This is a genomic window from Lactobacillus sp. RTP31084st1_F9_RTP31084_210423 (assembly GCF_040919545.1).
GTDB classification, from domain to species: domain Bacteria; phylum Bacillota; class Bacilli; order Lactobacillales; family Lactobacillaceae; genus Lactobacillus; species Lactobacillus paragasseri.
In genome coordinates this window covers 116702-131229 of the sequence record NZ_JBCOVH010000001.1, presented here as the reverse complement: position 1 = coordinate 131229, position 14528 = coordinate 116702, and the positions used below count along the sequence as shown (strand labels likewise).

Below are 14528 nucleotides of genomic sequence, written 5' to 3'. Positions count from 1 at the left end.
AAGTGGATGAGGTAAATACTATCTAGCGCCATAACATCAGTATCTGGGTTCAATATTATGACTTGATCAACATCACTTGTTTGCATCTGTATTGAATAACGACTATTTGATCTTACTAAGAGAATCTTGTCTTTAAAACACTACAATCTGGAGATAAAAACTTTTTACAATATTATTCTACCTCTCCACATGTCTTATTATAACAACTATGTAAGCGAATACAAGCTATTTAACTTTATATTGACGAATATCATCACAAATTCCCGCAAAATAATATCTCCCTTTTTCTTCATCACTAGTAAGTTCAACATTATTTTGGGGATCTACTAAACTCGCTGAAAAGATTTTCTCATATTCAGGAACACTTAATTTCTTTCTTTTATCTAATAAAGCCTCATCAGCATCCTTATCAAGCTCATTCTCATATCCTTCAACTACATTTGCTGAATAAAATTCGGCCATGGCACCTGAGCCATAAGAAAATAACCCAATTAAATCGCCAGCTTTTAAACCACCATTTTCAAGTAAACTAAGTAAACTCAAATACAAAGATCCAGTATAAATATTGCCAACATTAGCATTTAATTCTTTAGACGCAGTAAACCTATCCATTAAGCGGGCATTTGTTTCTTCATCTACTCCCTCAATGGCTAAACGATTAGCCTTCAACCCCATTTTAGTAAAAGGTAAGTGATAAATAATAGCAGCAAAATCTTTTGTTTCAAGTCCCTTTTGCTTCTTATAATCAGAAAAAGTATGTTTAAAAAAATTTAAATAAACTTGAGTTGAATATTTTCCGTCTACTTTGGCAGTTTTAGAATAATTTGGTCGCCAGAAATCATTAATATCTTCACTATAAGCGCTATGGCCTTCATTAATTTCTAGAATTCTTGGATTGCTAGAGATTAATAAACTAACGCTTCCTGCTCCCTGAGTTACTTCGCCAGCAGTATTGATTCCATAGCGAGCAATATCACTACCAATAACAATTGCAGTTTGATCAGGATGAAGTCGTACAAAATCTTGAGCAATCATTACCCCTGCTGTTAATCCAAAACATGCTTCTTTAACTTCAAACGCTCTAACGGTTGGATCAAGTTTTAAAGCTGATTTTACAAATAAAGAACCTGATTTAGATTGATCAACACTACTTTCAGTACAAAAAATCAAAAGCCCAACTTTAGATTTGTCAATTTTGTTTATATACCGTAATGTAGCATTAATTCCCATTGAAACCGCATCTTGAGTTGGATCAGCCACGCTCATCCTTTTCTGCCCAATTCCAATTAAAAATTTATTTGGATCTTGGTTTCGTGCATGAGCCAAATCTACCATATCTACATACTTATTTGGAGTAAAATATCCAATTTGATCAATTCCAACCTTCATTTAATTCTTTTCCTTTCTTATTTCATCTAAAAATCTCACAGCGGCTTCTTGAGTATATTGTTTACTTTCTTGCAGCTTTTCTAAAACCTTTGCCTTCTCATCTTCATTAGCCTTTAAAGTAGCAACCAAGTTTCTTGCTTGCAATTTCATATGACCAGCCTGAATTCCCTTAGTAGAAATTGCTAATAGTGCTGAAAAATTATTGGCTAAACCAGTTGCCGCAATGATCTCGGCTAATTGTTCAGCAGACACCTTACCTAATAAGTTAAAACTCTGCTGAATATCTTGACGAGCCTTGATAGAACCACCAACTACACCAATTGCTAAGGGGATCGTTACTGTTCCAATTAATCTATCATTTGCGATGCTCCACTTACTAAGTGAAGTATAGCTACCATCTTTATTCGCCCATACGGCAGTTGCTGCTTCTACTCCGCGATAATCATTACCAGTTGCTACTAAGACGCTATCAACACCGTTCATTATTCCTTTATTATTAGTTACGGCTCGATAAATATCCGTTTGACCAATTTCACTAAGTAAAACTATTTTTTTAGCTACCTTGGGTCCACCAACGCTATTAATATCCAAACTTACTTTGGCTGTAGTTAATTGAGTCGGATAGTTAGATAAAATCGCATACATGGTTTGTTCAACATTTATCTGCTTTTCTAACTTGTTTCCTAAGAATTCTAAAATAGCATTTGTTTTATTTGCTCCCATTGCTTCTGCAGGATCAACTAATACTTTAAGAAAAACCAAATTATCTTTTCTAGAAGCTTCAATTTTTCGAACACCGCCACCATGCTTAACTAAACTAGCAAATTTACGATTAGCTAATTCAATTAACTCAGGAAATTCTTTAGTAAATCTAACTAAATCAAAATCATGTGCCACTTCTAAAACGATTTGCCCGTAGATTCCATTTCTAATGCTAACTGCTTCTACTCCACCATTTTGATTAAAAATTTTACTTGCATGATTAGCTGCTGCAACAACTGATGGTTCTTCCACCGCCATTGGCACACAATAACTTTTTTCATTGACAATTAACCTCGGTAAAATTCCCAAAGGAAGTCGAACCTGACCAACTACATTCTCACTGAGTGTATTCAATCTTGTTAAAGTATCCGAATCTATTTTACTTAATTCAATTCCTTCTTCTTCAAGAAAGTTTCTTCTCTCTTCTGGTAACCATTGATAAAACTTCTTTTTAGATAATTCTTCTGATTTCATATGCAATTCCTTGACCGCCACCAATACATAACGAAACAATCGCTCTTCGACCATTGATCTTGCGTAAACTATTCACTGCACTTATTACTAACCGCGTACCTGTCGCACCCAATGGATGTCCTAAACTAATTGCTCCACCAGCAATATTTAGCTTTTCTTTTGGAATATTCAAATCACGAGCTACAGCATAAGCTTGCGCCGCAAATGCTTCATTAATTTCAACTAAATCATAATCATCAATTGTACTATTAGTTTCTTTTAGCAATTTTTTAATTGCAAAATATGGTGCATATCCCATATAAGCAGGATCACAGCCAATTTCCGCATAAGCACCTAAATAAGCTAATGGCGTTAAGTCTAATTCATCTAATTTTTGTTGATTGGCAAGAAGCACCATACTTGCTCCGTCAGTCAATGGAGATGAATTTCCTGCTGTAACACGACCATTTACTTTAAATACAGGTTTAAGCTGTCCCAAGGCATCTAAACTAGTATCTGGTCGAATCGTCTCATCATGATCTAGTACTTTCCCGTTTAACTTGATAGGGGCATACTCTTCTTCAAACCAATTATTCTCTTGAGCCGCATAAGCCTTGGCATGAGAATCACGTGCGAATTCATCCATATCTTGACGAGTAACTTGGTATTTATCAGCAACATTTTCAGCAGTAATTCCCATTGGCTTTTCAGAATAGGCGTCACCAATGCCATCTATCATTAAACTATCTTGATATACTGGATTTTTATCATGCTTTTTACTCTTATTGAGTAAAAGAGGAGCATTTGTCATGCTTTCAGCTCCGCCAACAACAGCAATTTCATAATCACCAAGTAACATTTGCCCTTGTGCAAACCGTAAAGCTTTTAAACTAGAACCACAAACATCGTCAATGCTTGTAGCAACAATAGACTCAGGTAATCCTGATTTTAAAGCAATTTGACGTGCAACATTTTGCCCTAAACCAGCACTTAAAACATTGCCAATTAGAATGTTATCGATTTTATCTTGCGATACTATATTCTTTTTTAATAAGCCTTTCAGTGCTAAGACACCTAAATCAACAGCATTTTCGTCCTTGTAAAATCCACGATATTTGCCAAAAGGAATTCGATTCATTCCTACAATATAAACATCTTGTAACACGCTTCCACCTCTTAGTAAAAATTATTACAATAACTATGATAGCTCACAAATCTAAACAGAAACAAAAAGCGCTATATTTTTTAATTAATTCTAAAAAAAGATTGCTAATCAATCTTAGCAATCTTTTACAAATATCTATTTAGAAAAGCTTTGACCTTTTTCTGATACTGAGCAGGCTTAGTTGCAAATGACTTTGCATGTTTAGCACCTGGAACAATCCAAAGCTCTTTTTTACCTTTAGAAGCTTGGTAATTATCATATACCATTTTAGTTGGAACAAAAGTATCCTTTTCTCCATGAATAAAAAACATTGGTCGCTTATTCTTTGCGACTTGTCTTATACTGCTACCATCCCCTAAGAAATATCCAGCTCTAAGTCTAGTAATTCCGCTTAACACTTCAACTAATGGAAAACGTGGAAAAGTTGGTAAATGGTACAAGTCCTCTGCTTCATGTTCAACCTCGTCCTTAACATTAGTATAACCGCAATCTTCAATATAGGCTTTTACTTGTCTCGGCATTGTTAATCCGCTTGCCATCATGGTTGTTGCTCCTCCCATACTGACACCGAAAATAGCAATTTTACTATCAGAACCATTCTTTTGAATAACTTCTTTAGCCCATTTTTTAACATCTACTTTTTCACGCCAGCCATATCCAATATAGTTTCCTTGACTTTGTCCATGTCCACGAGCATCAGGTAAAAGCGTATTATAGCCAAGTTTATGAAACATAGCTGCATAAGCTCCCATTGTATCTTTATTATTCATAAAACCATGTAGAATAATCACTGTCTTTTTAGAATTTGCAGCTGGAATATAATTTGCGTCTAACTTTAAATTATCATCCGCTGACTTTATAACCCATTTTTGTTTATGAACATCTTGATACCATTTTTTCTCCCTGTAAAGCGGATCACTCTTTACTAGCTTAGTATCATTACTGATAAACGACTTATGACCAGGAACGACAGCAACCTGATAAAAATATAGCCCTGCAGCTATAAAAATGCCGCAAACTGCTAAAATAGAGATAATAATAATTTTTATTTTCTTACTCTTTATCTTCATTGGAAGACCTCTGTTTCAAAAATATAATCTATATTATATCTATTAAATATAGAAATCAAGAGCTGGTGAAATATTATGTATCTAGATGATCTTTTAACTTTAACTTCTGATCTTCATCCAAACTTTCAATTTTTTTACCAAACCAGTAAAACTGGTCCTTTATACCCTATCAGTAAAATTCAAGTCGAAGGAGATCAATGTTTGTTATTTATAGGGAAAAAGGCAAAGACAGTTACCCAAATCATGCAACTGCTTGGTAAATTAAAGTCTACTCATATTCCAGTATATGTTTATTTAAATAATTCAAATAAAAAAGCAAAAATTTTTGGTGTGCAAATTAACTTAGAAAAGGGACAAGCTTATACACTATAAAACTATATAAAAAAAGAATGAGGCTCAGCTTGACCTCATTCTTTTAGTTTTTATCTAGGTATCTATTTAAGACCTGCAATACCCCATTATCATTATTGCTAGGAGCAAGATATCTTGCATGCTCTTTCGCGATCTCCATGCCATTCTCCATCGCATAACTATATTTGGCAAAATCAAGCATCTGAATATCATTACCACTATCGCCAAAAGCAATCAAATCTTCACTAGTCAAATTAAAACGAGCAAGTAGATTCTTTAATCCAGTAGCCTTATTAATCCCATACTTAACTGCATCTATAGCTATCGGATTAGAAGCGAACGTAGTGACAAGATTTCCGTATTGCTTATTAAAATCTTGCTCAATATCTTTTGCAATTTTACTATCATAGTGAAAAGTTAATTCAATAAAAACGTCATCAGGTAAATTCTGCCAGTCACTAATTTCAGTACTTTCCTTAGCAAAATATTGCAGAAATTCTTTATCTTTTGCAGGCGCTTCAGTTCCAATATAGGCCTTTTTTCTGCCATAGGCCATTGTTGCCATACTGCCATATTTATTATGAACAAAATTAATTAAATTGATAGCTTGTTGTTTACTTAATCCTTCAACAGCAACTTCTTTCCCTTCGACAATTAATCTAGAACCATTAGCAGTTACAAAATCCATTCGATCAATAAACTCTGGAAAATCATTTTTTAACCAAGCAAATGGTCTTCCACCAGCTACAATAAATCTAATATCATGTTTTTCAAGCTTAGTTAAAACTTGATCAAATAATTGATGATCATAACTTCTCTGGTCATTCAAAAAAGTCCCATCCATATCAACAGCAACAGCTTTAAAAGGAATCTTCATCTTTTTCTCCTTACTAACGACGGCTCAAAGCACCATTCAATTTCTTACGATATACAAAATAAACAATTAAAATTATTGGCACAATAACTAATAGGACAGGATAAAAGTAAGCTGGAGCTAAATTTTGAGCAGTCACGCCACCAATCATTGGGCCAGCAGCCATTCCAATATCAAGTCCTAGATAGAATGTTGAACTAGCTAACCCCTGTTCTTCAATTGGAGCTAACATCAGAGCAGTTGACTGATTAACAGAATAAATAACCCCATAACCAATTGAAAGCATAATAGCTGCGAAACCCATCAACCAATTATTAACCATAAAAGCTGCAACAATTAAAAATAAAATTGTTGCTATTAGGCTTAGCCAAAACCAAAATCCAAAGCGAATTAAATCGAAATATTTTTTTAAACCAATTCTAATCAAGAGCAAAGCAATTGCATAGATAACAAAGAAATACCCTACCGCAATTGAAAAATGTTGTCTTTCAACATACACGACAATATCAGCTTGCGTAATAAAATATGGGATTGCAAAGAAAGTAGTTAGCAAAGCAATAGGAATAGCATCTTTTTGAATAATTTTAATTTTTCTTTTCTTGCTACTATTAATCTTAGGCTTAGCGTGATCTCCAACAAATTGGATAGAAATAATCATTAAGATTGCAGCGACTACGGCAAGCCAAAGGGCGGACTTATAACCAATAACTTTATATAGATTGATTGCTAAAGCAGGCGCAAGAGCCATTGCTAACGCATTCATCAGACCATAAAAGCCCATTGCCTCTCCAACATGACTACGCGGTACTAAAAATGCTAACCAAGTTGTCATACAAACAGTTGCTAAAACAAAGCCAGTACCGTTAATTAATCTAAAAATTAGCAACCAATTACCTGACGGGGAGAGGCAATACCCGGCAACTCCGATCAAAATCAATACTCCGCCAATAAATGATAAGCTATACTTTGAAAAACGGTCAGTTAAATTACCAGCTACTGGGCGTAAAAACATTGACACTACACTCATAATTCCAGTTATGATGCCAGCAAATACTGCACTTGCACCTAAACTGATTGCATAACCATTAATTAGCGGCGTTACAAACATTACTGAAAACATAAAAAAGAAAGACGCTGCCATAACTAAAATAACGTCTTTAGTATAAATCGATTGCTTTTTTTCCAATCACTTAACCCCTCTCTAACATACCCCTTAACTTTATCACATTTTTCAAACAATCAAAAAAGCCAGTTGAAATTACTCAACTGGCTTGATTATCTTTTTCAGTTAATTAATAACCCATGTAGCGATCTCTTTCCCAATCAGAAACTGATTGATTATATTTAGCCCATTCAAGATTCTTAGAATCAATAAAACTTTGAGTTAAATGTTCACCTAAGGCTTTTTGAATTAATGGATCAGCCTTAAATGCCTTAACAGCATTATGCAAAGTAGATGGAAGTGGTTTAATACCACGTTTAGCTCTTTCTTCTTCAGACATTTCAAAAACATTAGAAGTAATAGGTGCCATTGGTTTCTTTGCTTCTTTAATACCATTTAGACCAGCACTTAAGCATGCTGCAAGCAAAAGATATGGGTTAGCTGTTGGGTCAGCTGAACGCATTTCAAGACGAGTATTAATCTCTTCAGCATCAGGAATTCTAACAAGTGGTGAACGGTTCTTTGAAGCCCATGAAATATAAACAGGTGCTTCAAAACCTGGAATAAGACGCTTATATGAGTTAACAGTTGGATTACCAATTGCTGTAATTGCACGAGCATGTTCCAAAATACCGTTTAAGAAGTAAAGAGCAGTATCTGATAAGTGGAATTCACCATCTTTATCGTAGAAGACATTCTTGCCATCCTTAAACAAGGACATGTTAGTATGCATCCCGTTTCCTGCTTGACCTTCTACTGGCTTAGCCATAAATGTGGCATATAAACCATGCTTTCTTGCTACTTCACGTACGACCATCTTAAAAGTTTGAACACGGTCAGCAGTTGTTAAAGCATCATCAAATCTAAAGTCAATTTCTTGTTGACCGTCTCCTACTTCATGGTGAGCTGCTTCAACTTCAAAGCCAATACTTTCTAATGTTTCAACAATATCACGACGGCATCTTGCACCTTCGTCATCAGAGGTCATATCAAAGTATGAAGCATGATCAGGAACTTCAGTAGTCCAGTTGCCATCTTCACCTAACTTAAATAAATGAAATTCTGCTTCAAAACCAATATCAAAATCAGTAAAGCCCATATCATTCATTTCTTTAAGGATACGCTTCAAGTTATTTCTTGGGTCACCTTCAAATGGTTCACCATCGGTCTTATGAACAGAACATACTAAACGACCAATCTTTCCGCCCTTTTCATCTCCCCAAGGTAAAACTGCCCAAGTTGAAAAGTCGGGATATAAAACCATGTCACTTTCTTCTAGACGAACAAAGCCATCAATTGAAGAGCCATCAAAACGGATATCGTTAGTTAAAACTTTATCTAATTGACTAGTTGGAACCTCAACAGCCTTAGAAGTTCCATTAATATCAGTAAAAGCTAATCTTAAGAAACGAACATCGTTATCCTTAACACTCTTTTTAATATCTTCTGCAGTAATAGTTTTACTCATTGTACACACCTATTCTAAAGGATTATACCTGTTCCAAGCGATTGGTATAGTCCTTAAAAATCTATTAACTACTTGTGCTAATGCACACTGAAAACAATAACAAACTAGATTGGTCTCGTCAATCAGTATTAATATTTTTTTAGATATATTTTAAACTGTTTGTTATGAATATACCAGTAATATCCTATCATAACCATAACTTTTTTATTTATTTATTTATTTAAAAAACTTTTTATTTCATTTAGAGCTTTTTCTGGCGTCTCCCTATCATGTAAAGGATCTAACCAGACAACAGGCAATTGATGTTTAAAATACGTTAGCTGACGTTTGGCATATTTTCGCGATGCTTGTTTTAGTTTATTTACGCATTCATCAAGCGTTTTTTCACCTGAAAAATATGGGAAAAATTCTTTATAGCCAATCGCTTGAATTGCTTGATGCTCACGAGCACGGTTGTCATAAACAAATCTTGCTTCTTTAAGTAACCCAGCGGCCATCATTTTATCTACACGTTTATTTATTCGCTGATAGACTTCTTCTCGATCACTATTTAACCCAATAATCAAGGCATCATATCTAGGAGAAATTTTTTCTTGCTGCTGACTAAATAACTTACCTGTTCGACTAATCACTGTTAATGCTCTAAGAGTTCGACGACTATTTTGTGGAGCTATTTTTTTGGCAGCATCAGGATCCTTTTCATTAAGAAGCTGCCATAATTTTTCTGCACCATTTTCTTTTAAATATTTTTCCCACTTAGGATCTACACTTGTTTGATAATCACCAGGTTCACCTAATTGCAGCTTATTTACTAAGGCATTAATATAAAAACCCGTTCCGCCAACAACTAGTGGAATAGACCCCTTAACTACAATTTGATTAACAGCTTTTGTACCTTCAGCAACGAAATCTTTAACAGAATATTCTTCAAAAATGGAACGCTGGTTAACCAAATAATGTTTTACTTGTCTTAGTTCTTCAGCTGTTGGCTTAGCAGTACCAATACTTACCTCTTGATAAATTTGCATTGAATCTCCAGAAATGATTTCTGCATTAATTTTAGGGGCAAGTTTCAATGCTAGGTCGGTTTTTCCAATTCCAGTGGGTCCAATCAGGACAATAATTTTTTGCATAAATAATTCCTCTTATTTCTTGATATCCATTCTAACAAAAAACTACTATTTCTTCAGACTTAATATAGCAAAAGGCTTTATCGAAATAAGAATTATTGCTAAAATTTGAATTGATAAAATAATTTTTAGGGAGGCATTAACCATGGCAAAGAAATTTGGTGCTGGTGTCGTAACTGGCGTTTTAGCAACTGTTGGCGCACTTGCTGCAGGACTTGCTACTTATAAAAAAAAGGTAGTAGAACCTGAACAAAAAGAAGCTGATAGAATCGAACAAAATAGAATTAAAGCCAATAGAAAGAGTTACTCAGCTCATCAAGGTTAAATAAAAAAGAGAGATTAATCCCTGTAATAAGGATTGATCTCTCTTTTAGTATTTAGAAGACTTAGTTTGGCCATCCCATTTTTCAAAGCCGTCTTTCAGCCAATATACTTTTTTATAGCCTTTTTTCTGCAAAAAGCGTGCTGCTCTTACAGTTAATGCACTTGAATCAGAATAAAGATATACGGGTAAATCTGGACGGATTTCTTGATATTGATACTTAAACATTGTGTAAGGAATGTTACGTGCTCCTAGAATATGTTCTTTCTTAAATGGGCCCTTTTCACGTACATCAATAATTTGTGCTTTTCTCTTACCCTTTTCAAACTCTTCATTAGTTAGCGCACCACCGACACGCTTCGATTGAATCCATGTCCAAAGCCAGCTTAAAGCAAAAGCCAAAATAATGATGATTAAGACAAAATTGATGATCCCAAAAATATTCATTAATTACTTACTCCTAATATAAGAATTTCTATAGTACTATAATAATCCATTACTATCTTTTGTGCTAGTTTCCTTTTCTTCTTCAATTTCATGCTCGTGACTCAAAATTAACTTAGCATTCATGTATTCTTTTTTAGAAACTACACCGGCATGATATAAATTATCTAATTCTATTCCCATTAATTCAATATCCCATTTACGTTTGCCAACATAAACAATAATATTAAACTTTTTAAGTAGCTTTTGAACATCGTGTAAATTTTTCATTATTAATTATTAATCACTATTCCTTGATGTAAGCAAAATACAACATAAATAATTGTAATAACGGCTGCAATAACTCTTAATTTATGATGGTATTGTCTTAAGTGCGCACTACCAAAAATTATTCCCAATAGAAAACCAGATATTAAACCACCTAAATGACCTAAAATATCAATATGACTTGCAAATAAATCAAGTGCCAAATTGATAATAGCTAGGGCTAAAGCCTGCTTTCCTAAATAATTAATTGCAGGAATTGCACGGTTAGCTAAATAAAGTGCGATGACTACTCCAAAAAGTCCAAACAACGCTGTTGAAGCGCCAGCACTAACTACAGAATCACTGCCATACGCATAGCTTAGTAAATTTCCACCAATTCCTGACAGCAAATAGACGCTTAAAAATCGCCAATGCCCTAACAAAGGCTCCATAAATTGCCCAATATAATAAATCATCACAGCGTTAGAAGCAATATGTAGCCATCCAATGTGTAAAAATTGAGCAGTAAACAGCCTCCACCATTGATGTTCAACGGTAACTAGCTGATTATTCATTGCACCTAAGCCAAGCAAAGTATTAATATTAGTCGATCCACCCATTATTGTTTCAAGAATAAACACAATAAAGAGCACTATTAAAATAGCATTTGTAATAAATGTGCTAGAAAATCGACTAAATTTCAATTTTTGCATCTCGTCTCTTCTTTCTTATTTAACTAAAATTAACTTCTCAATCGGAATATCATGTTCTTCAACCTGCCATGAAGTTCGCTTAAAAAGTTGGACTGAATTGACTAAGCTAAGCGTTCTAGTTGGATACTTTTCTAAAAAGCGATCATAATAGCCCCCACCAAAACCAAGACGACTATTTTTATCTAAACCGTAAGCTAGACCGGGAACAATCATTAAATCTAAGTTATTATTCACGATAGCTTTTGAATCACGATTTTCTAAAACACCAAACTTAGTTTTAACTAATATCGTATTTTTATCATAAAGTGTAAATTCCATCTTCCTCTTTGGCAAGCATCGCGGAATATATACTCTTTTACCCATCTTCCATAAAGAAGCAATAATAGGCACTGTACTAACTTCTAGAGGCATTGAAACAGAAATACCTATCGATTCTGCGCTAGCTAAAAGTGAATTTCTAAGTAGCTCTTCTTTTAAGATCTTATCTTCAGATAATTTTTGCGTACTATTCGCAAATTCAGTTAATCTCTTTATTTGTAATCTTCGTAATTCGTTTTTACTAATTAAATGCATTAAATAATATCTCTGGATACAAAAAAACAACAGGAATTGCCTGTTGCTTTGATTACTTAGTTTCGCGGTGAAGTGTTACCTTTCTTTCAACTGGGCAATACTTCTTTAAAGCTAAACGTTCCGGATGCTTTCGCTTATTCTTTTCAGATAAGTAACTTCTATCGCCACATTCGGTGCATTCAAGGATAATATGTTCTGCCATCTTTTCCACCACCTACTTATTTAGTTAACTGTTAAACTATACCATGTTTTGCGTACTTTTACCAGTACTTTTCTATTTATTAAGCTTGAAGTAGTCTTCAACCATTGCCTTGGCAACTTCAAGGGTATATTTACCTTCCTTATCAGGATCAAGTCCTGGGAAAACAACCGCAACAGCAAGTTTAGGATCCTTTGATGGTGCATAACCAACAAAAGTCGCGTTAATAACTTCTGGAGCGTTAGAATTACCCGGATTATCTTCATCATAATAGAAAGTCTGAGCAGTACCAGTTTTTCCAGAAATTGAAGGCTTAACATTTTTCAGTGAGTGAGCTGTTCCCCATGAGTTAGTACCATGGACAACACGATAAAATCCTTGGTGAATAACATCAAGTTGATCTTGCGTCCAAGGAATACGCATTTGAACCTGTGGCTTACTGTTATAGAGAATAGAAACTTTATTTCCTTGAGCGTTAGTTTCACCAACAGATTGAACTAAATATGGACGCATACGATATCCACCATTAGCAATAGTTGAAACATATTGAACTAACTGAATCGGGGTATAAGCATCATAGTTTCCATAAGCTAAGTCAAGTACAGAACCACTAAGTAGTTGCCCCGCCGAATTATATGAGCGACCTTGAATACCAGATACTTCACCTGGAAGATCAACCCCCGTCTTTTGTCCTAAACCAAACATTGCGAAGTTACGTCTTAACTTTGTAAATGCATCTGAAGGCATAGAAATAAAGCTATGTGGCGTATATTTTGCATTAACCCACCTTAGAGCGAGCTGCATCATATAGATGTTACTTGAGACTTCAAGTGCCGTTGGTGCATCTAAGCTACTAAAAGTACCAACTGGATAAACAGATTTCTTAATCGGTGAACCTGGTAAGTAAATTGGTGTATCTGGCATTACACTGTTAGTTGGTGAAATAATACCATTCATTAATCCACCTGCAACAGTAGCACCCTTGATTGCAGATCCCATAACAAATGATTTATTAATTACACCTAATGCATCATCTGTATTCTTTCCAGTTTTAGCATTATGATCAATACCTGCAATTGCTAAAAGCGCACCGGTTCTAGGATTCATTGCCACAGCATATGCACCATTAGAGTATTGAGTAGCGCCCGCAGCTTGAGCAGAAGCATATACTTTTTTCAAAGTCTTTTCAACTTCTTGCTGGTACTTAGCATTCATTGTCAAAATCAGGCTTGCACCACTTTGACCCTTATATACAGTCTTAGTTTGTTCAACCCCATCTTTAGCCTTAGTTACTACTTGCGACTTAGATTTAGTACCCTTCAAAAGCGGTTCATATTTTTCTTCAAGGTAACTCGTACCAACTCGATCATTACGTGAATAGCCTTGAGTCAAATAGTATTGTAGGTTATCACTCGGTAGACCTGCTTTTTCTGAAGAAACTGAACCGATAATACTCTTAATCGATTTTCCGTTTGGGTAGCTTCTAGACCAGTCTGTTCCAATACCTACACCAGGCAATTCAGATAAGTGTTCCCCAACCAATGCCATTTCACGATCAGTTAAACCTTTATTCTTAATATAGATAGTCGAAAGTGTATATGCACCGGAAATCTTATTAAAAATTAAAGCAGCTGTTTTTTGACGCTTAGTAAAATGAATATTTTGTTTTTCTGCACGTTTTAAGACATTATTATATATTTGACTTGAACTTAGCGCATCACCATTACTGTCATAGCGTTCAGATTTAGGTAATTTTGCTGTTTCCTTTTCTGAAATTTTGCTATTAGCTAAGTAATAATCATATAACTGCCTTTTTGTGGGTTTTTCATCATCAAGTGTTATATATTGACTTAAATGATTAGAAACTTTATATATTTGACTAGACGTAATGCTAGAATTTTTGGTATAAGTAATTGCGTTATTGGCTTTATTACCTACCAAAATCTTGCCACTGCTGTCATACATCACACCACGTGGTACGTTATTAGATACAATTTTTTGGTCTGTTTGTTGCACTTCCGCTTGAAAACGACCACCATAGAAGAGTTGCAAGTAAGCTAATTGACCAATTAATAATAAAAATAAAACTAAAATGACGCCCAAAATAATTTTCATTCTTAGGGGCGTCGAAGTGGAATTTCTATTCGAACCTTTACTTTGTTTTAAATAATTCAAAATTCTAACCTCACTAAACTAGAATTGATTTT

General features: G+C 34.5%; 16 protein-coding genes. 2 read left to right on the top strand and 14 right to left on the bottom strand.

What is annotated here, in order from left to right:
* Positions 1 to 225: 225 nt before the first annotated feature.
* From AB5359_RS00690 to AB5359_RS00675, 4 genes are all read right to left on the bottom strand, one after another.
* Positions 226 to 1389, bottom strand: coding sequence for a hydroxymethylglutaryl-CoA synthase (locus tag AB5359_RS00690; protein ID WP_048685149.1), 1164 nt, complete (start codon positions 1387 to 1389; stop codon positions 226 to 228).
* Complete coding sequence (locus AB5359_RS00685; RefSeq protein ID WP_048685146.1) at positions 1390 to 2625, bottom strand: hydroxymethylglutaryl-CoA reductase, degradative; 1236 nt, start codon at positions 2623 to 2625, stop codon at positions 1390 to 1392.
* A complete protein-coding gene (locus AB5359_RS00680) occupies positions 2603 to 3769 on the bottom strand; it encodes a thiolase family protein (protein ID WP_003648393.1) in 1167 nt (388 codons plus the stop codon). Before AB5359_RS00680 ends, AB5359_RS00685 begins: the two co-directional genes overlap by 23 nt.
* A 125-nt stretch (positions 3770 to 3894) precedes the next feature.
* Positions 3895 to 4839, bottom strand: a complete 945-nt coding sequence (locus AB5359_RS00675; protein ID WP_048685143.1) for an alpha/beta hydrolase — start codon at positions 4837 to 4839, stop codon at positions 3895 to 3897.
* A 75-nt stretch (positions 4840 to 4914) separates the two neighbouring features.
* On the opposite strand from AB5359_RS00675, the gene AB5359_RS00670 reads away from it, so the two are divergent.
* The gene (locus tag AB5359_RS00670) at positions 4915 to 5211 is read left to right on the top strand and encodes a hypothetical protein (protein ID WP_368279937.1); all 297 of its coding nucleotides are present in this window, start codon (positions 4915 to 4917) and stop codon (positions 5209 to 5211) included.
* Between the two features lie 43 nt (positions 5212 to 5254).
* On the opposite strand, the gene AB5359_RS00665 is transcribed toward AB5359_RS00670, so the two are convergent.
* From AB5359_RS00665 to miaA, 4 genes are all read right to left on the bottom strand, one after another.
* Positions 5255 to 6067 (bottom strand): Cof-type HAD-IIB family hydrolase, encoded by an 813-nt coding sequence (locus AB5359_RS00665; RefSeq protein ID WP_368279936.1) that lies wholly within the window; start codon positions 6065 to 6067, stop codon positions 5255 to 5257.
* Between the two features lie 13 nt (positions 6068 to 6080).
* A complete protein-coding gene (locus tag AB5359_RS00660) occupies positions 6081 to 7250 on the bottom strand; it encodes an MFS transporter (RefSeq protein ID WP_039156002.1) in 1170 nt (389 codons plus the stop codon).
* Positions 7251 to 7356: 106 nt separating this feature from the next.
* Positions 7357 to 8694, bottom strand: coding sequence for a glutamine synthetase family protein (locus tag AB5359_RS00655; protein ID WP_039156000.1), 1338 nt, complete (start codon positions 8692 to 8694; stop codon positions 7357 to 7359).
* Positions 8695 to 8906: 212 nt separating this feature from the next.
* Positions 8907 to 9827, bottom strand: a complete 921-nt coding sequence (gene miaA, locus AB5359_RS00650; protein ID WP_048685137.1) for a tRNA (adenosine(37)-N6)-dimethylallyltransferase MiaA — start codon at positions 9825 to 9827, stop codon at positions 8907 to 8909.
* Positions 9828 to 9969: 142 nt separating this feature from the next.
* Here miaA and AB5359_RS00645 point away from each other — a divergent pair, with 142 nt between their 5' ends.
* A complete protein-coding gene (locus AB5359_RS00645) occupies positions 9970 to 10149 on the top strand; it encodes a DUF3042 family protein (protein WP_004897769.1) in 180 nt (59 codons plus the stop codon).
* A 45-nt stretch (positions 10150 to 10194) separates the two neighbouring features.
* Here AB5359_RS00645 and AB5359_RS00640 read toward each other — a convergent pair whose 3' ends face one another.
* The 6 genes from AB5359_RS00640 to AB5359_RS00615 form a co-directional block, all read right to left on the bottom strand.
* Positions 10195 to 10593 carry a rhodanese-like domain-containing protein gene (locus AB5359_RS00640; protein ID WP_003648385.1) on the bottom strand — a complete coding sequence of 133 codons (399 nt, stop codon included), beginning with the start codon at positions 10591 to 10593 and terminating at the stop codon, positions 10195 to 10197.
* Between the two features lie 36 nt (positions 10594 to 10629).
* On the bottom strand, positions 10630 to 10860 hold the full coding sequence (locus AB5359_RS00635) for a YqgQ family protein (protein ID WP_003648384.1): 231 nt from the start codon (positions 10858 to 10860) through the stop codon (positions 10630 to 10632).
* Positions 10861 to 10862: 2 nt separating this feature from the next.
* Positions 10863 to 11549 carry a rhomboid family intramembrane serine protease gene (locus tag AB5359_RS00630; RefSeq protein WP_048685133.1) on the bottom strand — a complete coding sequence of 229 codons (687 nt, stop codon included), beginning with the start codon at positions 11547 to 11549 and terminating at the stop codon, positions 10863 to 10865.
* Positions 11550 to 11564: 15 nt separating this feature from the next.
* Entirely contained in the window at positions 11565 to 12122 is a 558-nt protein-coding gene (locus AB5359_RS00625; protein ID WP_048685130.1) for a 5-formyltetrahydrofolate cyclo-ligase, read from the bottom strand.
* A 52-nt stretch (positions 12123 to 12174) separates the two neighbouring features.
* Entirely contained in the window at positions 12175 to 12324 is a 150-nt protein-coding gene (gene rpmG, locus AB5359_RS00620; RefSeq protein WP_003646937.1) for a 50S ribosomal protein L33, read from the bottom strand.
* A gap of 72 nt (positions 12325 to 12396) precedes the next feature.
* Complete coding sequence (locus tag AB5359_RS00615) at positions 12397 to 14496, bottom strand: penicillin-binding protein 2 (RefSeq protein ID WP_048685127.1); 2100 nt, start codon at positions 14494 to 14496, stop codon at positions 12397 to 12399.
* Positions 14497 to 14528 lie beyond the last annotated feature (32 nt).

Bases quoted from the DNA above. Each gene is read 5' to 3' on its own strand.
- AB5359_RS00655 (WP_039156000.1), bottom strand. From the start codon at position 8,694: ATGAGTAAAACTATTACTGCAGAAGATATTAAAAAGAGTGTTAAGGAT.
- AB5359_RS00625 (WP_048685130.1), bottom strand. From the start codon at position 12,122: ATGCATTTAATTAGTAAAAACGAATTACGAAGATTACAAATAAAGAGA.
- AB5359_RS00670 (WP_368279937.1), top strand. From the start codon at position 4,915: ATGTATCTAGATGATCTTTTAACTTTAACTTCTGATCTTCATCCAAAC.
- AB5359_RS00630 (WP_048685133.1), bottom strand. From the start codon at position 11,549: ATGCAAAAATTGAAATTTAGTCGATTTTCTAGCACATTTATTACAAAT.
- AB5359_RS00685 (WP_048685146.1), bottom strand. From the start codon at position 2,625: ATGAAATCAGAAGAATTATCTAAAAAGAAGTTTTATCAATGGTTACCA.
- AB5359_RS00665 (WP_368279936.1), bottom strand. From the start codon at position 6,067: ATGAAGATTCCTTTTAAAGCTGTTGCTGTTGATATGGATGGGACTTTT.
- AB5359_RS00645 (WP_004897769.1), top strand. From the start codon at position 9,970: ATGGCAAAGAAATTTGGTGCTGGTGTCGTAACTGGCGTTTTAGCAACT.
- rpmG (WP_003646937.1), bottom strand. From the start codon at position 12,324: ATGGCAGAACATATTATCCTTGAATGCACCGAATGTGGCGATAGAAGT.
- AB5359_RS00635 (WP_003648384.1), bottom strand. From the start codon at position 10,860: ATGAAAAATTTACACGATGTTCAAAAGCTACTTAAAAAGTTTAATATT.
- AB5359_RS00640 (WP_003648385.1), bottom strand. From the start codon at position 10,593: ATGAATATTTTTGGGATCATCAATTTTGTCTTAATCATCATTATTTTG.
- AB5359_RS00690 (WP_048685149.1), bottom strand. From the start codon at position 1,389: ATGAAGGTTGGAATTGATCAAATTGGATATTTTACTCCAAATAAGTAT.
- AB5359_RS00675 (WP_048685143.1), bottom strand. From the start codon at position 4,839: ATGAAGATAAAGAGTAAGAAAATAAAAATTATTATTATCTCTATTTTA.
- miaA (WP_048685137.1), bottom strand. From the start codon at position 9,827: ATGCAAAAAATTATTGTCCTGATTGGACCCACTGGAATTGGAAAAACC.